This is a genomic window from Vibrio glycogenivorans (assembly GCF_051660965.1).
Classification (GTDB): Bacteria; Pseudomonadota; Gammaproteobacteria; order Enterobacterales; family Vibrionaceae; genus Vibrio.
Window position 1 is genome coordinate 965106 of sequence record NZ_JBPVIS010000001.1, and the last position, 22727, is coordinate 987832.

Here is a 22727-nt window from a genome sequence, read left to right on the forward strand (position 1 = left end):
GTCTCATTCGTATCAAGGCGCCTGAGAACGCGATTGGTAATGTCGGTTCGACATCCTCAAACGGCTCTTCAAGCGCCCGATAAAATTAAACAAAAAAACCAAGTGGTTTAACGGTGGCGGATTATACGCCAAGAAAACCACTTGGTTACAGCTAAAAAATCAATTTTTATTGATAAAAGGCGTTATAAACGCTCTTCTAGCCAAGATCTAGCAGATTTTAATGCTTCTGGAAGCGCGGCCACGTCTGTACCACCGGCTTGAGCCATGTCAGGACGGCCGCCACCTTTACCACCGACTTGCTGAGCAACCATGTTAACCAGCTCGCCCGCCTTGACTTTACCAGTCAGATCTTTAGTCACGCCCGCAATCAAACCAACTTTGTCATTCGCTACGTTAGCAATCAAGATCACGCCGCTACCGATACGGTTTTTGGTGTCATCCATCATGGTGCGCAGGTTTTTGCTGTCTGCGCCCTCAAGACCCGCGATCAGTACTTTGATACCGGCGATCTCTTCCACCTTGTCCATGATGTTGGCACTCTCTGCCGCCGCCATCTTGTCTTTCAGTTGTTGGATCTCTTTCTCAAGTGACTTGGTCTTCTTAGCTGATTCAGCCAGCTTCTGCTCAACCTTGTCTTGCGCCGCTTCAATCGCATCTAGCGCCGCATCTGCAGTGACCGCTTCAATACGACGAACGCCGGCAGCAATGCCGCCTTCTGAGGTGATCTTAAACAAGCCAATATCACCGGTATTGTCAGCGTGGATACCACCACACAATTCGGTTGAGAACTCGCCCATCGATAGAACGCGTACTTCGTCATCGTATTTTTCGCCGAACAGTGCCATGGCACCCTTCTGCTTGGCCGCTTCAATATCCATGATGTTGGTTTCGATCACATGGTTACGACGCACTTGTGCATTGACCAAACGCTCAACTTCCTTCAGCTCCGCTGGCGTTACCGCCTCAAGGTGCGAGAAGTCAAAACGCAAGTTTTCAGGCTTAACCAGTGAGCCTTTCTGAGTCACGTGCTCACCAAGAACTTGGCGTAGCGCTGCGTGCAACAGGTGAGTTGCAGAGTGGTTTAGCGAGATAGACGCGCGACGCTCAGCATCGACTGTTGCCTCAACCTCGTCACCCTTAGCAACCACACCCTCAGCAAGAATGCCATGGTGCGCAATCGCATTGCCTAGCTTTTGTGTATCTTCAACCTGGAACAGGCCAGAATCGGTTTTCAGTACACCAGCATCACCACACTGACCACCAGATTCAGCGTAGAACGGTGTCTCACCAAGAATGATGATCGCTTTCTCGCCTGCAGAAAGTGACTCAGCTGCCTCACCGTCAACAAAGATCTCAGCAACATTGCTGCGACCTGCTGTGCCTGCATAGCCACAGAACTCAGTCTCAGTATCCGCTTTGATAGTCGCGTTGTAGTCGGTACCAAATTGACCCGCTTCACGCGCGCGCTGACGCTGCTCTTCCATCGCTTTCTCAAAACCTGCTTCATCGATAGCAAAGTCACGCTCACGTGCAACATCGTTGGTCAAGTCCGCTGGGAAGCCGTAGGTGTCGTACAGTTTAAATACCGTCTCACCATCCAGCACCTTGCCGTCAAGGCTATCTAGCGCTTCATTAAGGATTGCCATACCGCGCTCGAGCGTGCGACCGAAGTTCTCTTCTTCGATACGCAGCACTTTTTCTACCATGGCTTGCTGCTTCTTAAGCTCATCGCCAGCGGTGCCCATCACCTCAGCCAGAACACCGACCAATTTGTGGAAGAACACGCCTTTCGCGCCCAGCTTGTTACCATGGCGAACGGCACGACGAATGATACGGCGTAGCACGTAGCCACGACCTTCGTTTGAAGGCATAACGCCATCAACGATAAGGAATGAACATGAACGGATGTGGTCTGCAATCACGCGCAGTGACTGGTTCGATAGGTCGTCATAGCCGATCGTGTCTGCCGCTGCTTTGATCAGCTTTTGGAATACATCGATTTCGTAGTTTGAGTGCACGCCCTGCATGATGGCAGAGATACGCTCAATACCCATACCTGTGTCTACTGCAGGCTTAGGTAGTGGCTCCATCGTGCCGTCGGCATGACGGTTGAACTGCATAAATACGTTGTTCCAGATCTCGATAAAGCGATCGCCATCCTCTTCTGGTGTGCCAGGACGGCCACCCCAGATGTGCTCACCGTGATCGTAGAAGATTTCAGTACATGGACCACATGGACCCGTATCGCCCATAGTCCAGAAGTTATCTGACTCGTAAGCTTTGCCGCCTGGCTTGTCACCAATGCGAACAATCTTGTCAGCCGGTACGCCGACCTTCTTGTTCCAGATGTCAAACGCTTCGTCATCGGTTTCATATACAGTTACCAATAGACGATCTTTTGGCAGTTGCAGAACCTCTGTCAGGAACTCCCAAGCAAACGCAATCGCGTCCTCTTTGAAGTAGTCACCAAAGCTGAAGTTACCCAGCATCTCGAAGAAGGTATGGTGACGAGCGGTAAAGCCAACGTTCTCAAGGTCGTTATGCTTACCACCAGCACGTACACAACGCTGAGCCGTAGTTGCTCGTGTGTAGGCACGCTTTTCGGCGCCCAAGAAGCAATCTTTAAACTGGTTCATACCTGCGTTAGTGAATAGCAGGGTTGGGTCGTTATGCGGAACCAACGATGAACTTTCTACGATTTGGTGTTCTTTGCCTTCAAAGAACTTAAGGAACGCGTTACGAACCTCGTCTGTGCTCATGTACATGCAGCTCTTCCTGAAAATAGTCGAGATAAAATTTTGGGTATTGTATACCCAAGCGGGGCATGGATGCTAGAGGCTTAAAGCTCTTGCAGGGCGTACTGGATCTGCTCAAAGCTAAAGCCGCGGTACTGAAGAAAACGAACCTGCTTGGCGTATTGCTTTTGGTCCTCGGCTTTTTTACCGGCGAACTTCTTCTCTGCCGTGGTGCGCGCCAGCTCAAACCAATCACAGCCCTCTTCCTCAAGCGCCACCTCAATCACATCCTCATCGACGCGTTTTTGCTTAAGCTCTTGGCTAATCCGGCGAGCCCCGTGGCCCTTATAGATATGCTGGCGCACTTGGCTTTTGGCATAGCGCAGATCATCTAGATAGCGATGCTCAAGGCAAAAAGCGATCGCTTGGCTGATTTCGTCATCCGGATAGCCTTTAAGCTTGAGCTTTTGCGCCAATTCATACTCACCATGGTCACGGCGGCTAAGCAATTGAATGGCGGATTCTTTAACCGACAGCGCCGGTGGTGTAGAGCGTTGATACATAAATATAAGTGTCGATACTAAGCAATAGGGTAAACGTCAGATAAGCAAAAGCCCCGCATAATGCGAGGCTCTAGAATCAGTCGAGAAGAGATTATAGCTCTTCTTCTTTTGGCATTTCACCGGTTTCTGGCTCTTCAGGCTGAGCCGGTACGAGCAGCATTTCACGCAGTTTGCTATCAAGCTGCTGTGCTGCCTCTGGGTTCTCACGCATAAACTTACATGCGTTGGCTTTACCCTGACCAATCTTGTCACCGTTGTAGCTGTACCAAGCGCCCGCTTTTTCAACTAGCTTGTTCTTCACGCCAAGGTCAATCAGCTCACCCTCACGGTTGAAACCTGCACCGTACATGATTTGTGTTTCCGCTTGCTTAAATGGCGCAGCAATCTTGTTCTTCACAACCTTGATACGGGTTTCGTTACCAACAACCTCATCGCCTTCTTTGATTGAGCCAGTACGGCGGATATCAAGACGAACAGAAGCGTAGAACTTCAGTGCGTTACCACCTGTGGTGGTTTCTGGGTTCCCGAACATCACACCGATCTTCATACGGATTTGGTTGATGAAGATACACATACAGTTAGACTGCTTTAGGTTACCCGTCAGCTTACGCATCGCTTGTGACAGCATACGAGCCTGCAGACCCATGTGGCTATCACCCATCTCACCTTCGATTTCCGCTTTCGGTGTCAGTGCCGCTACCGAGTCGACGACCATAACGTCAATCGCACCTGAGCGTGCTAGTGCGTCACAGATCTCAAGCGCCTGCTCACCGGTATCTGGCTGAGAAACCAGTAGTGCATCAATATCAACACCCAGCTTCTTCGCATAGACAGGATCCAGCGCGTGCTCTGCATCGATAAAGGCACAGGTCTTGCCTTCGCGCTGAGCCGCAGCAATCAGCTCAAGAGTTAGAGTGGTTTTACCTGAAGATTCTGGACCATAGATCTCAACGATACGACCCATAGGTAGGCCACCCGCACCAAGAGCAATATCCAGAGAGAGTGAGCCAGTAGAAATTGTCTCAACGTCCATTGCGCGGTTGTCACCTAGGCGCATGATTGAGCCTTTACCGAATTGCTTTTCAATCTGACCTAGCGCAGCGGCGAGCGCTTTCTGTTTGTTCTCGTCCATCTCTTTCTCCAAAAACTCATCTACTCTGATGAATACGATATTAGTTCGACACAAGGGTGTTGCAACCCTGCGTTATTTGTCAGTTATTATACTGTTGATTCATACAGTGTCCATACCTGGATAGGAAAAAAATTTGCCGCAGCTTTTTAATTGCGATCCAGGTAGTCAAATATCCTACTCAGTGAATATTCGATTGCTTGCGCTCTGACGTGGCTGCGATCGCCCGCAAAATAACAGGTCTGTGCCTCTAACCAGCCATCACGGCAGGCAAATGCGAAGCATACCGTGCCAACCGGCTTGTGTTCGCTGCCACCACCCGGCCCAGCAATCCCACTGACAGACACAGCAACCGTGGCATTCGAACGTTGCAGTGCGCCCTTAACCATCTCAAGCACAACAGGCTCACTGACCGCCCCATGTTCGCGCAATGTCTGGTTACTCACCCCCAGCATTTCAACCTTTGCCTCATTACTGTAGGTGATAAATGCGCGATCAAACCAAGCCGAACTGCCTGCAATATCCGTGATTGCCGTTGCGATTCCTCCTCCAGTGCAGGATTCAGCACTGGTCAAAACATGATCTTGCTCGGCTAAGCGTTGTCCCAGCTGCTCGCTTAATTCGTTTAATGATGGCATGACGTCTCCGTGTACAGGTGTGTTGCAAGCAACATAGCACAAGTGGCCAAAGTGACGCGAATAAGGCTTCAGTTCCTCGTTCAGTATGTACACTGTGGCCGTCGATAGTTTAGCGAGAAAGCCTTTTCGCTGTTCTAGGATTGGCGTATCCTTAGCGGCGAGAAAAATGAACCAAAGGCAAGCGTAGTGAAAGCACAACCTAAACACACCCCGATGATGCAGCAGTATCTCAAGCTCAAAGCAGAGAATCCCGAGATCCTGCTGTTTTACCGTATGGGCGATTTTTATGAGCTTTTCTACGATGATGCCAAGCGCGCCTCACAACTACTGGATATCTCGCTGACCAAGCGTGGCTCATCTGGCGGTGAACCAATTCCAATGGCGGGTGTACCCTTCCATGCGGTTGAGGGCTATCTGGCTAAACTGGTTCAACTTGGTGAATCTGTCGCTATCTGTGAGCAGATTGGCGACCCTGCCACCAGCAAGGGCCCAGTTGAGCGCAAAGTCGTGCGTATTGTCACGCCAGGTACCGTCACGGATGAAGCCTTACTCTCTGAGCGTATCGATAACCTGATTGCGGCAATTTATCATCAAAACGGTCGCTTTGGTTACGCCACTCTTGATGTGACCTCTGGGCGCTTCCAGCTTATCGAGCCTGAGAGTGAAGAGGCAATGAGCGCTGAGCTGCAGCGCACCTCTCCACGTGAGCTGCTGTTTCCGGAAGACTTTGAGCCGGTACATTTGATGAGTAGCCGCAATGGTAACCGCCGCCGTCCAATCTGGGAGTTTGAGCTCGACACTGCTCGCCAGCAGCTCAATCAGCAATTTGGCACCCGTGATCTGATTGGTTTTGGTGTCGAACATGCCAACCTGGGGCTATGTGCTGCCGGCTGTTTGATCCAGTACGTGAAAGACACCCAGCGCACCGCACTGCCGCATATCCGCTCGCTTACCCTCGATCGCCAAGACCATAATGTGATCATGGATGCCGCCACGCGCCGCAACCTTGAGATCACCCATAACCTGTCCGGTGGCATTGATAACACCCTGGCAGAAGTGCTCGATTGCACGGCAACGCCTATGGGTAGCCGAATGCTTAAACGCTGGCTGCACCAACCGATGCGCAATCTCGATACGCTAAATCAGCGTCTTGATGCCATCAGCGAGTTTAAAGATCAGGCACTGTTTACTGATCTGCAGCCCGTGCTCAAGCAGATTGGTGATATCGAGCGTATTCTTGCCCGCCTAGCGCTGCGCAGCGCCAGACCACGTGATTTGGCTCGCCTGCGCCAAGCGCTGCAGCAACTTCCAGAGCTGCAAACGCATTTAGAGGCGGTTGAACACCCCTACCTAAAACAATTGGCTCAGTTCAGTGCGCCTATGGATGAAACCTGCGAGCTACTTGAGCATGCGATCAAAGAAAATCCACCAGTGGTGATCCGCGATGGCGGCGTAATAGCCTCAGGCTATAATGCCGAGCTCGATGAATGGCGCGATCTGGCTGATGGGGCGACGGAGTACCTTGATAAGCTCGAGCAAGATGAGCGCGAGCGTCACGGCATTGATACGCTAAAAGTTGGCTACAACAATGTGCACGGCTTCTTCATTCAGGTCAGCCGTGGTCAAAGCCATCTAGTACCACCACATTACGTGCGCCGTCAAACCCTAAAAAATGCTGAGCGCTACATCATTCCAGAGCTCAAAGAGCATGAGGATAAAGTCCTTAACTCCAAGTCTAAGGCACTGGCGCTGGAGAAAAAGCTCTGGGAAGAGCTGTTCGACCTGCTACTACCCAAACTTGAGCAGATGCAAAACCTTGCCTCAGCTCTGTCGCAGCTCGATATTCTGCAAAACCTAGCTGAGCGTGCCGATGCGCTTGATTACTGCCGTCCGCAGCTCAGTGAAGAGCCTGGCATTCAAATTCAGGGTGGCCGTCATCCAGTGGTCGAGCAAGTCATGGATGAGCCGTTTATCGCCAACCCGATTAGCCTCAATGATTCACGCCGTATGCTGATCATCACCGGGCCAAATATGGGGGGTAAGTCCACCTACATGCGCCAAACGGCGCTGATCGCTTTGATGGCGCACATTGGCTCCTTTGTTCCTGCTGAAGCGGCGCAGATTGGCTCGATTGATCGCATCTTCACTCGTATCGGCGCGTCAGACGATCTGGCCTCAGGCCGCTCGACCTTTATGGTTGAGATGACCGAAACCGCTAATATTCTGCACAACTCGACCAATCGCAGCCTGGTCTTGATGGATGAGATTGGGCGCGGCACTAGCACCTATGACGGCTTATCTCTGGCTTGGGCAACAGCTGAATGGCTGGCGAAGAAAATTGGCGCCCTGACCCTGTTCGCTACCCACTACTTTGAGCTGACAGAGCTACCAGAGCAGATCGACACCCTAGCGAACGTACACCTCGACGCAGTTGAGCATGGTGACAGCATCGCCTTTATGCACGCGGTTCAAGAAGGCGCAGCGAGCAAGTCCTACGGCCTAGCCGTAGCAGGATTAGCGGGTGTACCAAAAACCGTGATAAAAAATGCGCGCGCAAAGCTTACCCAACTTGAGCAGCTGTCGATAAACACTGGCGCAAGCAACAACACTTCAAGCCAAGCCAGCGAGCCGAAAGCAGAAGTTCAACTGAGCCTAATCCCTGAGCCAAGCGAAATCGAAGAAGCCGTTGCCGCGATCGACCCTGACGACTTAACTCCTCGTCAGGCGTTGGAAGCTTTGTATCGTTTGAAGCAACTACTTTAAAACAAAGGGGCGAGTTTAAACAAAGGAGCGAGGTGCGGGTACGGGCTTTGCCCTGCGGGGTTCGAGGAGTTTATGTCACGTGGTAGCATTCTCACGTTTCAAAAAGCATTCTCACGTTTCAAAAAGAATTGTAGGTTAAGCCCCGAGCTTAAGCTCGGGGCCGAGTAAAGTTCTAGGAGGTGCGGTGAGATGGTCACAAGCGGTGAACTCCTCGCACCTCGGAACGAAGTGAAACCCGTCCCCCGCCCCTGTTTTTTTACTGTTCATCATCAAAACTGAACAAGTTTTCCATATTAAGTCCCTGCTTGATGAGGATCTCGCGCAGGCGTCGTAGTCCCTCGACTTGGATTTGGCGAACGCGCTCGCGGGTTAGGCTGATCTCGCGGCCTACCTCCTCAAGGGTCGATGGCTCATAGCCAAGTAAACCAAAACGGCGGGCCAAAACCTCTTTCTGTTTAGGATTAAGCTCATCAAGCCAGTCAAGCAGCGAGTGTTTGATGTCATCGTCTTGAGTGGAGACACCAGGGTCGGCGTGAACCGCATCAGGAATGATATCCAGTAGGGCCTTATCACCGTCACCGCCAATCGGAGTATCGACTGAGCTGACACGTTCGTTAAGGCGCAACATCTTGCTCACATCACCCACAGGCTTGTCCAATTGATTGGCAATCTCTTCAGCGGTGGGCTCGTGGTCGAGCTTTTGTGATAGCTCTCGAGCGGTACGTAGGTAAACGTTAAGCTCTTTGACCACGTGAATAGGTAAGCGGATAGTGCGGGTTTGGTTCATCAGGGCGCGCTCGATGGTTTGGCGGATCCACCAAGTCGCATAAGTCGAGAAACGGAAGCCACGCTCAGGGTCAAATTTCTCTACCGCGCGGATCAGGCCAAGGTTGCCCTCTTCAATCAAATCGAGCAGTGCCAATCCACGATTACTGTAACGACGAGAAATCTTAACCACCAAACGCAGGTTACTCTCAATCATACGTTTGCGGGCTGCCTCATCACCGCGCAGGGCTCGGCGTGCGTACAACACCTCTTCTTCGGCAGTTAGCAGTGGCGAAAAGCCGATCTCACTAAGATACAGTTGGGTTGCATCTAGGCTTTTCGATGAGGCCTCAAACTCCTCTCGAGGGGATTCTTTGCCGACGGTTTCGGGTGTCGATTCTTCTACATCTTGTTCTAGAGTGGACTCTAGCTCTGCATCTAACTCGAAGTCTTCAACTTTTGCTGCTGTGTTACTGATACTCATAAGCGCCTCCCCTGGCGAGCACACAGACATTACTACCTAAAATGTCACAGTTTGCTCAGTTCAAAGTCATCTACTCGGGTGAGAGTAAATTCGGTTGAGAGTAAATAGTTATCACGGCAAATATTTTTTAGGGTTAACCGACTTTCCTTGGTAACGAATCTCAAAGTGTAATCGAACACTGTCGGTGCCAGAGCTACCCATGGTAGCGATTTGCTGGCCGGCTTTGATACTTTGACCTTCGTTAACCAGTAGCTTGTCATTATGAGCATAAGCGCTTAGATAATCATCATTGTGCTTGACGATAACTAGGTTGCCATACCCTCTCAGGGCACTGCCTGAGTAAACCACGCTACCATCTGCAGTAGACACGATTGCTTGCCCTCGCTGTCCAGCAATATCTATCCCTTTATTGCCTTGGTTTCCTGCAGAAAAGTTTTTAATTACCCTACCTTTTGTTGGCCACAGCCAAGTGGCCACTTTGCCGTTCGCTGGTTGAGAGTTTTGACTGCTTTTGTTAACAGTTTGTTGACTCCTAGCCCCAACATACTCTTTTGATTTCGATTGATCAACCTGCTTTTGTGGCACAGGGGTCGCAACCTGCGGTTTAGGCTCAGATTTAGCGGGTGGAGTAACAGTTTTAGAGTTATTACTCTCCTTAGGTGGCGGGGCTTTAGCAACAACTGGAGCGGCTGCAACGACTGGTTTATTAGACGTTTGGCTTACACTTGGCTGGGTGGGCTGCGGCGCTTGACCGTACACCGGCGCCTGATATGAGCGTCCCCAAAGGCGCAATCTTTGCCCAGGAAAAATGGTGTACGGCTCCTTCAAACGGTTGTTTTGTATAATTTCTTTAACATCTTTATCGGTAATGTAGGCGATATAGTAGAGAGTGTCTCCCTTCTGCACCTCATAAAAACTGCCGCGGTAACTTCCCCTCTGGCTATTTTCGTATTTGCTCAAACCTGAGACAGGCGCAGGCGAGGTCGCAGCGCATCCCCCCAGCACCAAGATTGAAGCAAACAGATAACGACGCCAAGAAGAGACCATCACTAGGCGACATCCCCAGGGATTAGTGGCACAAAACGGACCAATTCGATCACCTCTGAATGATAATCACCCCCCTCTCGGCGAATGCGCAGCAACTGCTGCTCATCAGAGCCAACCGGGATAACCATCACACCACCGTCGGCTAATTGATCGAGCAGCGCCTGCGGCACATTTTGCGCCGCAGCGGTGACGATAATCGCATCAAACGGGCCTTTTGCTGACCACCCTTGCCAGCCATCAGCATGCTTGGTTGAGACATTATAGAAGTCTAACTGCTTCAGACGGCGCTTGGCAGCCCATTGCAGTGCCTTGATACGCTCAACGGAATAGACGTGCTCAACCAACTGCGCCAGCACTGCGGTTTGATAGCCGGAACCGGTACCAATCTCTAACACCTTACTGTCGTATTTGAGCTCCAGAAGCTCAGTCATTTTAGCCACGATGTAGGGCTGAGAAATGGTCTGCCCCTGACCAATTGGCAGGGCATTGTTGTCGTAGGCTTGGTGAACCATCGCCTGAGAGACAAAATTTTCACGCGGCAAACAATAGATGGCATTGAGCACCGCCTGATTGCGAATGCCATTCGCAATCAAAAACGACACTAATTTATCCGCTTGCGGGTTCGTCATTCACTCTTTTCCTTTAACCACTCATTCATTGCGCGAAGCGACTCATGGGCTGTCAAGTCAACCTGTAGCGGGGTGACCGACACATAGCCATGCTCTATCGCATGAAAGTCTGTTCCTTCACCAGCATCCTGCTCTTTACCCGGAGGGCCTAACCAATAGATCTCATGACCACGAGGGTCGGTCTGCTTGATCATATTCTCGGCATGATGCCTTGCACCCAAGCGGGTGATGGTAATCTCTAGCTTGTCACTCTTGATATCAGGTATGTTGACATTGAGCAAGCGGTTGGTCGGGATCGGCTGGGCTAAATGCTGCTGCACCAATCTGCGAGCGACTTTCGCTGCTTGTTCAAAGTGTTGACTACCTACGAGTGAAAAAGCAATCGACTGAACACCGAGAAAATGCCCTTCCATCGCCGCAGCCACCGTACCTGAATACAGTACATCATCACCGAGGTTCGCACCGTGATTAATCCCCGATAGCACCAGATCCGGTAGATCGTCTTTCATCAGCTCATTAAGAGCAAAATGCACACAATCGGTTGGTGTCCCCTGAACGGAAAACACTCGTGGTGCGATCTCATTCACTCTCAACGGCTGCTCTAGCGTGAGCGAGTTAGAGGCACCCGAGCGGTTGCGATCCGGGGCAACAATGGTGATATCAGCAATGTCTCGCAGTGCATCGGCTAATTGATGGATGCCCTCTGCATGCACCCCGTCATCATTACTCAGTAGGATCTTCATGAATTTGACTCGTACACTCGCTCAACAGGGATCTCTTCCACCAGCTCACGAACAATTGACGTCGCAAACGCGCCAGCCTCTAAACTAAAGGATAGGGTGATATTGTCCGATTCCACCTGCCAGGCAAGATCTTTTGGTTTCAGCGCGATTGAACGTCGCTCTTGTCGCATGCGGTTGCCGCGGATCAACGCCATCAAATCTTGCTCGTCATCAACGACTGGCTGCTCTAAGGCGAGTGCCTGAGCCTGCGTCGGTAATTGATTGTCCCCCGCCATCAGCGCGGTCACGAACAGCTCGCCAGCCTTCAAGGCCTGATTCAATTCACCCAATTGCTCGGATGTAACGGGTGCTGAGACGCCCTGCTCGGTCGTGACGATATCGCCCTCGATAACTTGGTCAAATAACTCTTGCTCGATACGCGCAGACACCACGCGGTTGAATATCCACGAGCGCGCCGCCGATAAATACAGGCTGCGCTTATTCTGGTTGCGAGTGCGAACGTTTTCTCGCCCCCAGCGTCTCGCCTCATTGAGGTTATTGCCCTCACGTCCAAAACGCTGCGCACCAAAGTAATTAGGCACCCCAAACTGCTTAACCCGCTCTAAACGAGTCAGTACCTCTTCCAGCTCTGTTACTTCAGTCAAGCGCAATTCAAAATGGTTCCCTACCAAATCTCCCGGGCGTAACTTTTTGTTATGACGAGCGGTGGCCAAAATTTTAATGCTTGGATATTGAGCCAAGAAGGCGCTGAAGTCCGGGGTGTGTTTACCCGGCAGGTGCACACTTAGCCACTGCTCGGTGACGGCGTGGCGATCTTTAAGGCCTGCCCAGCTGACCGCTTTCGAGGCAACACCGCACGCTTTTGCCAGTTCGTTGGCCACAAAAGCCGTATTTTCACCGGTTTTCTGGATCCGCACCATCAGGTGCTCACCATCGCCAGTGAATTCAAAGCCAAGATCTTCAACCACGACAAAATCACTGGCTTGCGCCTTGATCTTCGCCTTGGCCTGTGGCTTGCCATTAGCATAGGCAAATTGTTCAAGAATATCAGTCACGTTCACAGCTCCTGTTTAATAAGCAAAACCACCGCTTCCGTCGCGATTCCCTCTTTGCGACCGGTGAACCCCAGTCGCTCTGTCGTGGTGGCTTTGACGTTAATATTGCTGACGTCCGTTTCGAGATCCTCGGCAATCGCCTGACACATGTCATCGATATGCGGGGCCATCTTCGGCGCTTGCGCCATTATGGTCACATCGGCATTGCCCAACTGGTAGCCCTGCGCTTTGACGCGTTGATACACATCTTTAAGTAAATCTCGGCTGTTGGCGCCTTTCCACTTGTCATCGGTATCGGGAAAATGGCGACCAATATCCCCTGCTGCAATCGCGCCAAGCAGGGCATCACACAGGGCATGTAAGGCGACATCACCATCAGAGTGGGCAATCAGCCCTTGCTCGTAAGGGATAGCAACGCCACCAATGATAACCGGGCCTTCACCACCAAATTTATGCACATCAAAACCATGACCTATTCTCATGATAAAGGCTCCTTACTCTTGATTAGATAGAACTCGGCCAGTGCTAGATCCTCTGGTCGAGTAATTTTAATATTGTCACCACGCCCAGGCTGTAGCCCCGGCGCTTGTCCTGCAAACTCAAGCGCAGATGCCTCATCCGTGACTTGAAAACCTTGGTCTAGCGCTTGCTCAAGACTGTCTTTAAGGGTATCGACAGGAAACATCTGTGGTGTGAGGGCGTGCCATAAGTTGTCACGCTCAACCGTGCGGTCAATGTTGTGGTCTTGATTGCCGCGTTTCATGGTATCACGCACAGGTGATGCCAGTATCGCCCCGACAGGGTGATTAAGTGCCGTCTTTTTCAGCGCATCTATATCCGCCTGCACAAGGCATGGCCGCGCGGCATCATGCACCATCACCCAACACGGCTGGCTCTCATGCTCGGCGATATAGTTCAGCGCCGAGAGCACAGTATCAGCCCGCTCTGACCCACCCTCAACACGTGTCACCTTTGGATGACGCGCCAAGGGTAATTGCGGGAAATAGGGATCGTCTTGAGAGGTGGCGATGATCACCTGTTTTATGTCGTCACGCTGAAGAAAGCGTTCGGCAGTATGTTCGAGGATGGTTTTTCCTTGGAGTGACAAATACTGCTTAGGTTTGTCCGCTTGCATACGACTCCCTACACCAGCGGCAGGTATAATCGCGTAGATGGTTTGCATTGAATGCCTTTTGTTAGGGTTGTGTGTCCTCACCGATGATTCGGTAGAAAGTCTCGCCATCCTTGACCATGCCTAGCTCATGCCGGGCACGCTCCTCAATGGCATCAAGGCCTTGACGCAAGTCGTCTATCTCAGCAAACATTTCGTCGTTGCGCTCGCGCAGATTTTGATTCACCTGCTGCTGAGCCGCAAGCTCATTTTGTGTGCTAGTCAGATCTGCCACGCCATTTTTGCCAAACCACAATAGATACTGTAGCCAGCCGACAACAACGAGCAGCATCAAGGCCAATATGCGCATATCGTTAGCCCATCATCAAGAACGTAAATAAACCGATGCCAAGTGCCAAACGATAGAGCACAAATGGCGTCATACCCATACGAGATATTAGCTTCAAGAAGTAGTGTATACACAAATAAGCACTAACAAATGAGACCGCAAGCCCAGTTCCAAGGTGACCCATGTGGATCGGCTCTCCACTGGTGACCAGCTTTAGGCTTAGGTAAGCACCCGCAAGCAGGATAATCGGGATCGACATCAGAAATGAAAAACGCGCTGCCGCTTCGCGGGTAAAACCAAGATGCAGGGCTGCGGTAATCGTGATACCTGAGCGTGAGGTGCCTGGGATCAGAGCAACAGCCTGCGCTAGGCCAAGGTATAGCGCTTTCTTCCAGCCAACTTGGTACTCATCCATCTGCTGCGGGGCACGGCGATCGACATACCACAACAGCAAGCCAAACACGATAGTGGTCACAGCAATCACCCAAGCGCTGCGCAGGTACACCTCGATGAAGTCTTTCATGAGTAGACCGAAAATACAGGCAGGAATGGTGGCAAGAATGATCATCCAGGCCAAGGTGACCTCTTTGCCACGCTCACCCTTGAAAATAGAACCGACAAAAGCAGAAAACAGGGTCACGACCTCTTTTCTAAAATAGATCATCACCGCCGCTAGGGTGCCCACGTGCACAGCCACATCGAATGCAAGACCTTGGTCATCCCAGCCTAAAAGGGCAGAGGGAAGAATCAGGTGAGCCGAACTGGAAATAGGCAGGAACTCCGTTAAGCCTTGAATTAGTGCTAAGACTAATGCCTCAAAATACGTCATTGTACTCTCTTTTTATTGTTGGATTGAAAACCAAGGCGCCACCTTGGTCAGTGGTTGGGTTAAAAGGGAACGACTAGCTTGCCATAACTGTTTGACAGTTTGACCACCACCGGGAATAACCCGCCCGGGACACAACTCAACCAAAGGCTGGATCACAAAGGCAAACTTATAAATATCATCACGAGGAAGCTGAGGGTTCTCTGCGACGGTTTCACCAAACAATAAGATATCCAGATCTAAGGTGCGCGCTTGGTTTTTCTGCGCATCGCTTGGACGCCCCCACTTGATCTCTATCTCGCGAAGTCTACTCGTAAGTTCATTAAGAGAGAGTGAGGTTTCTAAGCCAACCACCAAATTATAAAATGGCTGACTATCAAACCCGACCGCCTCACACTCGTAGATAGTCGAGATACGCGTGTTCGAGCCAAGTTGCATCAACTCGCGCACCCCTGCCTCAACATGTTTACGGCGCTGTATATTGGTACCGACACCAATATAAACTTCAGTCATCGTGCTCCTCGCTCAATGACAACACCAACACCGCGTGCCTGAGCCACCGCGCCAGGCTTAGTCAAGCGAATACGGATCCAGCTGACACCAAAGCGATCCATAATGATCTGAGCGATCTCTTCTGCTACACGTTCGACCAAAAGAAAACGACCATTCTCGATATGGTTGAGTACTGCCTCACTCACCTCGGAATAGTCCAAGGCATCTTGCACATCATCGCTCAAACCAGCAGGACGGTTGTCGTGAGCCATCTCGATATCCAGCACCAACTTTTGTTTGATCTCCTGCTCCCAGTCATACACACCAATCGTGGTGATCACTTCGAGCTGCTCGATAAAAACCATGTCTTTCACAATGACGTTCCTATTCGCTTGCGGTACCGATATTAGACAGGTCGGATACCTAAAATGAATCAAAGCACCTACTATAATCAGGTCAGCCCGGTTTGCCTTGCAAAACAAAATGCAAGACATCGACATTTACCCAAAGATAATCAATCGCATCATTACGGTAGTGCATATAAAAATATCGCGATATGATACCAGCTATCGGTCATAAGACCATCTTTTAACACGAGTAACCTTGTATGACGCCACTTGCGCTTAGCATGATCATTTTTGCCTATTTACTTGGGTCGATCTCCAGTGCTGTGCTCATTTGTCGACTATTAGGTTTGCCCGACCCACGCACGCAAGGCTCGCAAAACCCGGGCGCCACCAATGTCTTGCGTATTGGCGGACGAAAAGCCGCAGTAGCGGTGCTGTTGTGCGACATGCTTAAGGGCACCATCCCCGTTTGGTCTGGCTACTTCCTCCAAATTGACGCGGTTATCCTAGGTGTGATTGCGATTGCAGCCTGCCTTGGCCACATGTACCCACTGTTTTTCCACTTTCGCGGTGGCAAAGGCGTGGCGACTGCCCTGGGTGCACTCGCCCCAATCGGCTTAGATCTGACTGGCCTGGTGATTGCCACTTGGCTGCTCATCGTGGCGATTTTCCGTTACTCCTCACTGGCCGCGATCATCTCTGTCTTGCTTGCACCACTGTACACTTGGTGGATCAAGCCGCAATACACGCTACCCGTAGCGATGCTGTGCTGCCTTATTATCCTGCGCCATCATCAAAACATTCGCCGACTGTTAGAGGGCACTGAGCCCAAAGTAGGCGAAAAAAAACGCGCCTAAAGCGCGTTTCTCTAATAACTGGGTGTTTTTGAGATAACTGAATTTTTCTTACGCCACTGGCGTCAGGCTATCAATTGGCCAGCGCGGCGTGGCTTGAACACTCAGATCCGCCACTTCCCCATTTTTCAGGCGCTGCATACCAGCAAAGGCGATCATGGCGCCATTATCGGTACAGAACTCGGTACGCGGGTAGTACACCTCACCACCGACTTTGCTCGCCAGTTTAGCCAACTCGGCGCGCAGGCGCTTGTTAGCACTCACACCACCGGCGATAACAATACGCTTAAAGCCCGTCTGCTCAAGGGCACGACGACACTTGATGGCCAAGGTATCACACACTGCTTCTTCAAACGCCAAGGCAATGTCAGCGCGAGTCTGCTCATCGTCACCATTGGCGGTAATGGTGTTAGCCGTAAAGGTCTTAAGGCCAGAGAAGCTCATATCTAGCCCAGGACGGTCTGTCATTGGACGCGGGAACTTAAAGCGACCTGGCGTTCCACTCTCAGCAAGGCGTGAGAGCAGCGGACCACCAGGGTAATCCAGTCCCATCAACTTGGCGGTTTTATCAAAGGCTTCACCCGCCGCATCATCAATCGACTCACCCAAGATCTTGTACTGACCAATGCCTTTCACTTCCACCATCATAGTATGTCCGCCAGAGACCAATACCGCGACAAACGGGAATGGCGGTGGATTGTCTTCCAGCATCGGGGCAAGCAGGTGCCCTTCCATGTGATGTACTGGCACGGCAGGCACACCCCACGCATAGGCCAAGCTACGGCCAATCGTCGCACCAACTAACAGCGCACCGACCAAGCCAGGGCCTGCGGTATACGCCACGCCGTCAATGTCTTTCGGGGTCAGACCGGCATCTTTAAGGGCCTCTTTAATAAGAGGGATGGTTTTCTTAACGTGATCGCGCGAAGCGAGCTCAGGTACGACACCACCGTAGTCAGCGTGCAGCTTCACCTGACTATAGAGTTGATGCGACAGTAGGCCTTGCTGATCATCATAAATCGCAATTCCTGTCTCATCGCATGAGGTTTCAATGCCAATAATACGCATGATATTCTCGTTTCACTTTCGATAATTCTCTCAATGGGCGCAATCTTACCGCGCCTTGGCTTTGCAAACAAATTTTGTACAGACAATAATCGACAAAAGGCTTTACAAAGCCACTGTGATCGGATTAAAATTCCGCACCATTTTTGATCAAGCTGGTTATTGACCGAACAAATAGTGTGTTCTGGTCCTAGTATTTTCCAGCGTTAACGAATAACCCCTGAGGTGAAAGGCATATGCCAGTAGTTAAAGTACGTGAAAACGAACCGTTCGACGTTGCTCTACGTCGTTTCAAGCGCTCTTGCGAAAAAGCAGGTATCCTTTCTGAAGTGCGTCGTCGTGAGCACTACGAAAAGCCAACTACAGTTCGCAAACGCGCTAAAGCAGCAGCTCAAAAGCGTCACGCTAAGAAGCTAGCTCGCGAAAACGCTCGTCGCGTTCGCCTGTACTAATAACTAAAGCTCTTTAAAGGATTTTAGTTATGGCTCTGATTGATACTCTCAAAGAAGAGCAAAAATTAGCGATGAAAGCCAAGGACAAATTGCGCCTTGGCACTATTCGTTTAGCTCTTTCGGCGATTAAGCAACGTGAAGTGGATGAGCAGATCACTCTCTCAGACGACGACATTGTTGCTGTAATGACCAAGATGGTTAAACAACGTCGCGATTCTGTCGCTCAGTACGAATCTGCAGGTCGTCAAGACTTGGCAGACGCGGAGCAGGCCGAAATCGCTGTGCTTGAGGACTTTATGCCTCAACCGCTTACCGAAGATGAAGTAGCGGCACTGATTGAAAGTGCAATTGCTGACTCTGGTGCTGCGGGCATGCAAGACATGGGCAAAGTGATGGGTGTGCTGAAGCCGCAAATTCAAGGGCGTGCAGATATGGGTAAAGTAAGTGGTTTAGTTCGCGCTAAATTGGCTTAACTCCCAATCCTAATTACAACAAGCCGTGCTCTCCTTCGGAATGCACGGCTTGTTTGTATCTGTCGTTCATACCTGCTATTGATATAGTCTCATTGTCAAAGGGTTACATTTTCTTCTATGGCTGGAATCATTCCTCGCGCTTTTATTGATGACCTACTCGCTCGACTGGATATTGTCGACGTCATTGACGCACGGGTAAAGCTAAAGAAACAAGGCAAAAACTACGGCGCTTGCTGCCCCTTCCACAACGAGAAAACTCCTTCCTTTAGTGTTAGCCAAGAAAAGCAGTTCTATCACTGTTTCGGCTGTGGTGTGCACGGCAATGCCATCGACTTTCTGATGGAGTACGAACGCCTTGAGTTCGTCGAAGCCATTGAAGAGCTTGCCTCATCGCTCGGCTTAGAGGTACCGCGCGAGCAGCGCTCAGGTCAAAGAGCCTACCAAGGTCCAACCGCGAATACTGAACAAAAGCGCAACCTATACGATATGATGGGCAGTATCGCTCAGTTCTATCGCCAGCAGCTTAAACTCGGCAGCAGCAAAGTGGCTATCGATTACCTCAAGCAGCGTGGCCTCTCCAAAGAGATCGTGCAGAAGTTTGGTATCGGCTATGTCGCGGATGAGTGGGACTTGGTGCGCAAGAACTTTGGCAACAATCCACCGGCTCAGGCGATGCTCGTCTCCGGCGGCATGCTAATCGAAAACGACAAAGGCAACCGCTATGACCGCTTTCGTGGTCGAGTCATGTTCCCGATCCGCGATCGTCGTGGGCGGGTGATCGGCTTTGGTGGCCGCGTAATTGGTGACGGCACCCCAAAATACCTCAACTCGCCAGAAACCCCCATCTTTCATAAAGGAAAAGAGCTCTACGGCTTGTATGAAGTGATGCAAGCGTATCGCGAGCCGCCCCAAGTGCTGGTGGTAGAAGGCTATATGGATGTGGTGGCACTGGCTCAATATGGTGTCGACTACGCTGTCGCATCGCTTGGCACCTCGACCACCGGTGAGCATATCCATAACCTGTTTCGTCAAACCAACACCGTGGTGTGTTGCTACGATGGTGACCGAGCAGGTAAAGAGGCGGCGTGGCGCGCACTTGAAAATGCGCTGCAATACCTCAAATCCGGCAACACCCTGAAGTTTCTGTTCCTGCCCGATGGTGAGGACCCAGACAGCTATATCCGTAAATACGGCAAAGAGCAATTTGAGCAGCAAGTACACAGCGCGATCCCGCTCTCCGAGTACCTGTTTCTTAATCTGATTGAAACTAACAACATTAACCTGGGCAACAGTGAAGGGAAATCTACCCTGCGCAATGTCTCCAATGAGTTGATTAATAAGATCCCTAATGAAGGGCTGCAGCAAGAGCTCGACGAGAAGCTCGATAAGCTGACGGGCTTTATGGGTCAGAGAGCCAAGCGCAAGGCGCCAGCAGAAACTCGACCACAGCCACATAAAGAGATAAAACGCACCCCGATGCGTGCGGTTATCGCTTTGCTTATCCAAAATCCAAGCTATGCTGAAATGGTGCCCGATTTATCAACCGTGAGACATTTATCACTTCCTGGACTAAGTTTATTGATGGAGGTGCTTGAATATTGTCAAGCCAGCCCCAATATCAGCACAGGCCAGTTAATGGAACAGTGGCGTGGACGCCAAAATGAGGCACTTCTGTCTCGTCTCGCGAGCTGGGATATCCCCCTCGACGATGACAATCAAGAAGACATATTTATCGACTCATTGGACAAAATTCTTGCCCAATGTGTTGAACAGCAAATTGAAAACCTGCAGGCAAAAGCAAGAAGCGTCGGTTTATCAACCGAGGAAAAAAGGGAGCTACAAGCCTTGATGCTTGATTTAAAAGCGTAACCCTGTTGAATTAGTCAGCATAAAGAAAATTTGTTATCATTCGTGGTTTGCATTCGCATACTAAACTTTACCAGATACGAAGTTGGATACCGTCTATGGAGCAAAATCCGCAGTCACAGCTAAAAAGTCTTGTCATCAAGGGCAAGGAACAAGGCTATCTGACCTACGCAGAAGTTAACGACCACCTACCTGCTGAGATCGTCGATTCAGAACAGGTAGAAGACATCATTCAAATGATCAACGACATGGGCATTAAGGTAGTTGAAACCGCTCCTGATGCTGATGATCTTGTGATCAATGATGATAACAACATCACCGATGAAGACGCTGCTGAAGCCGCTGCTGCTGCACTCTCAAGTGTAGAAAACGAAATTGGCCGCACCACTGACCCTGTGCGCATGTACATGCGTGAAATGGGTACCGTTGAGCTTCTTACCCGCGAAGGCGAGATTGATATCGCTAAGCGTATTGAAGATGGTATCAACCAGGTGCAGAACGCGGTAACTGAATACCCAGGTACCATCCCATACGTTCTTGAGCAATTCGACAAGGTTCAAGCTGAAGAGCTGCGCCTAACGGACATCATCTCGGGCTTTGTTGATCCGAACGATGACGAGACGGCTGCACCAACAGCAACGCACATCGGCTCTGAGTTGGCGGAAGCTGACCTTGAAGACGAAGATGGCGAAGATGTTGATGAAGATTCAGAAAGCGACGACGACAGCGACGAAGAAGAAGATACAGGTATTGACCCTGAACTGGCGCTTGAGAAGTTTACTGAACTACGTAACACCTTCCAAAACCGTCAGCTAGCGATCAACGAGCACGGCCCAGATAGTGAACAAGCTAAGCAAACCGGTGAGTTGGTTAAAGAAGTCTTTGCTGAGTTCCGTCTAACGCCTAAGCAGTTTGACTACCTAGTAGAATCGCTACGTACGTCGATGGACCGTGTACGCACCCAAGAGCGCCTAATCATGCGTTCAGTGGTGGAATACGGCAAGATGCCTAAGAAATCATTTATTGCTCTATTTACTGGCAACGAGTCGACTGAAGCTTGGCTAGATGAAGTACTGGCTTCAGATAAGCCATATGCGGACAAGATCCGTCGCAGCGAAGAAGATATCCGTCGCAGCATCCAGAAGCTGAAGATGATCGAAGAAGAGACTTCTTTGACCGTTCAAAGCATCAAGGACATCAGCCGTCGTATGTCTATCGGCGAAGCAAAAGCACGCCGCGCGAAGAAAGAGATGGTAGAAGCGAACTTGCGTCTGGTTATCTCGATTGCGAAGAAGTACACCAACCGTGGTCTGCAGTTCTTGGATCTGATCCAAGAAGGTAACATCGGTCTGATGAAAGCGGTAGACAAGTTTGAATACCGTCGCGGTTACAAGTTCTCGACTTACGCAACGTGGTGGATCCGTCAGGCGATCACTCGCTCGATTGCTGACCAAGCGCGTACTATCCGTATCCCGGTACACATGATCGAGACGATCAACAAGCTCAACCGTATCTCGCGCCAGATGCTGCAAGAGATGGGTCGTGAGCCGCTACCAGAAGAGTTGGCAGAGCGCATGCAGATGCCTGAGGATAAGATCCGTAAGGTACTGAAGATCGCTAAAGAGCCAATCTCAATGGAGACGCCAATCGGTGACGATGAAGATTCGCATCTAGGTGATTTCATCGAGGATACCACGCTTGAGCTACCAGTAGACTCTGCGACAGCAACCAGCCTAAAAGGTGCGACCAAAGACGTGCTTGCTGGCCTAACACCGCGTGAAGCAAAAGTACTGCGTATGCGCTTTGGTATCGATATGAACACTGACCACACGCTTGAAGAAGTGGGCAAGCAGTTCGACGTAACGCGTGAGCGTATCCGTCAGATCGAAGCGAAAGCCCTGCGTAAACTACGTCACCCAAGCCGCTCAGAGACCCTGCGTAGCTTCCTTGACGAGTAATCAAGTCGCTGAATAGACACAAAAAGGTGAGCACATGCTCACCTTTTTTATTTCCAGGTCTAAGTGGGTAAAAACTAAACATATTTACTTACTCACCACCTAGACAGCTTCGCGCCCTTCCCCTATAATCAACCACCTATTCGGCCCCTTAGCTCAGTGGTTAGAGCAGTCGACTCATAATCGATTGGTCCGCAGTTCAAGTCTGCGAGGGGCCACCAGATTCCAGAAAGCCTGATGAGGAGACTCGTCAGGCTTTTTTCGTATTAGCCTGTCTATCTCCGTTCTCTCATTGTGTCCAGTCATCTATCCAGCTAAATGACTATACCAAGTCGCTACACAAGCATATTCCCAACCTCAAATCGATATCGACCAACAGTAGCCTT

At 50.6% G+C, this 22727-nt stretch carries 22 protein-coding genes and 1 tRNA gene; 7 read left to right on the forward strand and 16 right to left on the reverse strand.

The window, feature by feature from the left end; translation table 11 throughout:
- Positions 1-182: 182 nt before the first annotated feature.
- The 4 genes from alaS to pncC form a co-directional block, all read right to left on the reverse strand.
- A complete protein-coding gene (gene alaS, locus ACSTTG_RS04275) occupies positions 183-2765 on the reverse strand; it encodes an alanine--tRNA ligase (protein WP_438459196.1) in 2583 nt (860 codons plus the stop codon).
- 74 nt (positions 2766-2839) lie between these two features.
- Positions 2840-3298 carry a recombination regulator RecX gene (gene recX, locus ACSTTG_RS04280; protein ID WP_438459197.1) on the reverse strand — a complete coding sequence of 153 codons (459 nt, stop codon included), beginning with the start codon at positions 3296-3298 and terminating at the stop codon, positions 2840-2842.
- 91 nt (positions 3299-3389) lie between these two features.
- On the reverse strand, positions 3390-4430 hold the full coding sequence (recA, locus tag ACSTTG_RS04285; protein ID WP_438459198.1) for a recombinase RecA: 1041 nt from the start codon (positions 4428-4430) through the stop codon (positions 3390-3392).
- Between the two features lie 146 nt (positions 4431-4576).
- The gene (gene pncC / locus ACSTTG_RS04290; RefSeq protein WP_438473870.1) at positions 4577-5065 is read right to left on the reverse strand and encodes a nicotinamide-nucleotide amidase; all 489 of its coding nucleotides are present in this window, start codon (positions 5063-5065) and stop codon (positions 4577-4579) included.
- A gap of 186 nt (positions 5066-5251) precedes the next feature.
- On the opposite strand from pncC, the gene mutS reads away from it, so the two are divergent.
- Complete coding sequence (gene mutS, locus ACSTTG_RS04295) at positions 5252-7828, forward strand: DNA mismatch repair protein MutS (RefSeq protein WP_438473871.1); 2577 nt, start codon at positions 5252-5254, stop codon at positions 7826-7828.
- A gap of 256 nt (positions 7829-8084) precedes the next feature.
- On the opposite strand, the gene rpoS is transcribed toward mutS, so the two are convergent.
- The 11 genes from rpoS to folB form a co-directional block, all read right to left on the reverse strand.
- A complete protein-coding gene (gene rpoS, locus ACSTTG_RS04300; RefSeq protein WP_438459201.1) occupies positions 8085-9077 on the reverse strand; it encodes an RNA polymerase sigma factor RpoS in 993 nt (330 codons plus the stop codon).
- A 111-nt stretch (positions 9078-9188) separates the two neighbouring features.
- Entirely contained in the window at positions 9189-10124 is a 936-nt protein-coding gene (locus ACSTTG_RS04305) for a peptidoglycan DD-metalloendopeptidase family protein (protein WP_438473913.1), read from the reverse strand.
- A 2-nt stretch (positions 10125-10126) separates the two neighbouring features.
- Positions 10127-10753 (reverse strand): protein-L-isoaspartate(D-aspartate) O-methyltransferase, encoded by a 627-nt coding sequence (locus tag ACSTTG_RS04310; RefSeq protein ID WP_438459202.1) that lies wholly within the window; start codon positions 10751-10753, stop codon positions 10127-10129.
- Positions 10750-11496: a 5'/3'-nucleotidase SurE gene (gene surE, locus ACSTTG_RS04315; protein WP_438459203.1), complete on the reverse strand. Its 747-nt coding sequence runs from the start codon at positions 11494-11496 to the stop codon at positions 10750-10752. Before surE ends, ACSTTG_RS04310 begins: the two co-directional genes overlap by 4 nt.
- Positions 11493-12557 (reverse strand): tRNA pseudouridine(13) synthase TruD, encoded by a 1065-nt coding sequence (gene truD, locus ACSTTG_RS04320; protein WP_438473872.1) that lies wholly within the window; start codon positions 12555-12557, stop codon positions 11493-11495. Before truD ends, surE begins: the two co-directional genes overlap by 4 nt.
- Positions 12554-13036 carry a 2-C-methyl-D-erythritol 2,4-cyclodiphosphate synthase gene (gene ispF / locus ACSTTG_RS04325; protein ID WP_438459281.1) on the reverse strand — a complete coding sequence of 161 codons (483 nt, stop codon included), beginning with the start codon at positions 13034-13036 and terminating at the stop codon, positions 12554-12556. Before ispF ends, truD begins: the two co-directional genes overlap by 4 nt.
- Positions 13030-13734, reverse strand: coding sequence for a 2-C-methyl-D-erythritol 4-phosphate cytidylyltransferase (ispD, locus tag ACSTTG_RS04330; protein ID WP_438459205.1), 705 nt, complete (start codon positions 13732-13734; stop codon positions 13030-13032). The genes ispF and ispD overlap by 7 nt, the downstream gene beginning before the upstream one ends.
- 13 nt (positions 13735-13747) lie before the next feature.
- Entirely contained in the window at positions 13748-14032 is a 285-nt protein-coding gene (gene ftsB / locus ACSTTG_RS04335; protein ID WP_438459206.1) for a cell division protein FtsB, read from the reverse strand.
- 4 nt (positions 14033-14036) lie between these two features.
- Complete coding sequence (locus tag ACSTTG_RS04340; RefSeq protein WP_438473873.1) at positions 14037-14840, reverse strand: undecaprenyl-diphosphate phosphatase; 804 nt, start codon at positions 14838-14840, stop codon at positions 14037-14039.
- Positions 14841-14852: 12 nt separating this feature from the next.
- Positions 14853-15350 (reverse strand): 2-amino-4-hydroxy-6-hydroxymethyldihydropteridine diphosphokinase, encoded by a 498-nt coding sequence (gene folK, locus ACSTTG_RS04345; protein ID WP_438473874.1) that lies wholly within the window; start codon positions 15348-15350, stop codon positions 14853-14855.
- A complete protein-coding gene (gene folB, locus ACSTTG_RS04350; RefSeq protein ID WP_438473914.1) occupies positions 15347-15706 on the reverse strand; it encodes a bifunctional dihydroneopterin aldolase/7,8-dihydroneopterin epimerase in 360 nt (119 codons plus the stop codon). The genes folK and folB overlap by 4 nt, the downstream gene beginning before the upstream one ends.
- 230 nt (positions 15707-15936) lie before the next feature.
- Here folB and plsY point away from each other — a divergent pair, with 230 nt between their 5' ends.
- Positions 15937-16533 (forward strand): glycerol-3-phosphate 1-O-acyltransferase PlsY, encoded by a 597-nt coding sequence (plsY, locus tag ACSTTG_RS04355; RefSeq protein ID WP_438459209.1) that lies wholly within the window; start codon positions 15937-15939, stop codon positions 16531-16533.
- Positions 16534-16581: 48 nt separating this feature from the next.
- On the opposite strand, the gene tsaD is transcribed toward plsY, so the two are convergent.
- Positions 16582-17598, reverse strand: a complete 1017-nt coding sequence (tsaD, locus tag ACSTTG_RS04360) for a tRNA (adenosine(37)-N6)-threonylcarbamoyltransferase complex transferase subunit TsaD (RefSeq protein ID WP_438473875.1) — start codon at positions 17596-17598, stop codon at positions 16582-16584.
- A gap of 233 nt (positions 17599-17831) precedes the next feature.
- On the opposite strand from tsaD, the gene rpsU reads away from it, so the two are divergent.
- From rpsU to ACSTTG_RS04385, 5 genes are all read left to right on the forward strand, one after another.
- Positions 17832-18047 carry a 30S ribosomal protein S21 gene (gene rpsU, locus ACSTTG_RS04365; protein WP_001145625.1) on the forward strand — a complete coding sequence of 72 codons (216 nt, stop codon included), beginning with the start codon at positions 17832-17834 and terminating at the stop codon, positions 18045-18047.
- Positions 18048-18076: 29 nt separating this feature from the next.
- Complete coding sequence (locus ACSTTG_RS04370) at positions 18077-18520, forward strand: GatB/YqeY domain-containing protein (protein ID WP_438459211.1); 444 nt, start codon at positions 18077-18079, stop codon at positions 18518-18520.
- 117 nt (positions 18521-18637) lie between these two features.
- Complete coding sequence (gene dnaG / locus ACSTTG_RS04375; RefSeq protein WP_438473876.1) at positions 18638-20389, forward strand: DNA primase; 1752 nt, start codon at positions 18638-18640, stop codon at positions 20387-20389.
- A 95-nt stretch (positions 20390-20484) separates the two neighbouring features.
- Positions 20485-22344, forward strand: coding sequence for an RNA polymerase sigma factor RpoD (gene rpoD / locus ACSTTG_RS04380; protein WP_438459213.1), 1860 nt, complete (start codon positions 20485-20487; stop codon positions 22342-22344).
- 142 nt (positions 22345-22486) lie between these two features.
- Positions 22487-22562: transfer RNA gene (locus tag ACSTTG_RS04385), tRNA-Ile, on the forward strand.
- Positions 22563-22727: the final 165 nt, after the last annotated feature.

Coding starts and splice junctions, on each gene's coding strand:
- folK (WP_438473874.1), bottom strand. CDS start 15,350: ATGACTGAAGTTTATATTGGTGTCGGTACCAATATACAGCGCCGTAAA.
- ACSTTG_RS04310 (WP_438459202.1), bottom strand. CDS start 10,753: ATGACGAACCCGCAAGCGGATAAATTAGTGTCGTTTTTGATTGCGAAT.
- ACSTTG_RS04305 (WP_438473913.1), bottom strand. CDS start 10,124: ATGGTCTCTTCTTGGCGTCGTTATCTGTTTGCTTCAATCTTGGTGCTG.
- plsY (WP_438459209.1), top strand. CDS start 15,937: ATGACGCCACTTGCGCTTAGCATGATCATTTTTGCCTATTTACTTGGG.
- tsaD (WP_438473875.1), bottom strand. CDS start 17,598: ATGCGTATTATTGGCATTGAAACCTCATGCGATGAGACAGGAATTGCG.
- ACSTTG_RS04340 (WP_438473873.1), bottom strand. CDS start 14,840: ATGACGTATTTTGAGGCATTAGTCTTAGCACTAATTCAAGGCTTAACG.
- recX (WP_438459197.1), bottom strand. CDS start 3,298: ATGTATCAACGCTCTACACCACCGGCGCTGTCGGTTAAAGAATCCGCC.
- ispD (WP_438459205.1), bottom strand. CDS start 13,734: ATGCAAACCATCTACGCGATTATACCTGCCGCTGGTGTAGGGAGTCGT.
- alaS (WP_438459196.1), bottom strand. CDS start 2,765: ATGTACATGAGCACAGACGAGGTTCGTAACGCGTTCCTTAAGTTCTTT.
- dnaG (WP_438473876.1), top strand. CDS start 18,638: ATGGCTGGAATCATTCCTCGCGCTTTTATTGATGACCTACTCGCTCGA.
- surE (WP_438459203.1), bottom strand. CDS start 11,496: ATGAAGATCCTACTGAGTAATGATGACGGGGTGCATGCAGAGGGCATC.
- rpoD (WP_438459213.1), top strand. CDS start 20,485: ATGGAGCAAAATCCGCAGTCACAGCTAAAAAGTCTTGTCATCAAGGGC.
- recA (WP_438459198.1), bottom strand. CDS start 4,430: ATGGACGAGAACAAACAGAAAGCGCTCGCCGCTGCGCTAGGTCAGATT.
- rpsU (WP_001145625.1), top strand. CDS start 17,832: ATGCCAGTAGTTAAAGTACGTGAAAACGAACCGTTCGACGTTGCTCTA.
- pncC (WP_438473870.1), bottom strand. CDS start 5,065: ATGCCATCATTAAACGAATTAAGCGAGCAGCTGGGACAACGCTTAGCC.
- ftsB (WP_438459206.1), bottom strand. CDS start 14,032: ATGCGCATATTGGCCTTGATGCTGCTCGTTGTTGTCGGCTGGCTACAG.
- ACSTTG_RS04370 (WP_438459211.1), top strand. CDS start 18,077: ATGGCTCTGATTGATACTCTCAAAGAAGAGCAAAAATTAGCGATGAAA.
- rpoS (WP_438459201.1), bottom strand. CDS start 9,077: ATGAGTATCAGTAACACAGCAGCAAAAGTTGAAGACTTCGAGTTAGAT.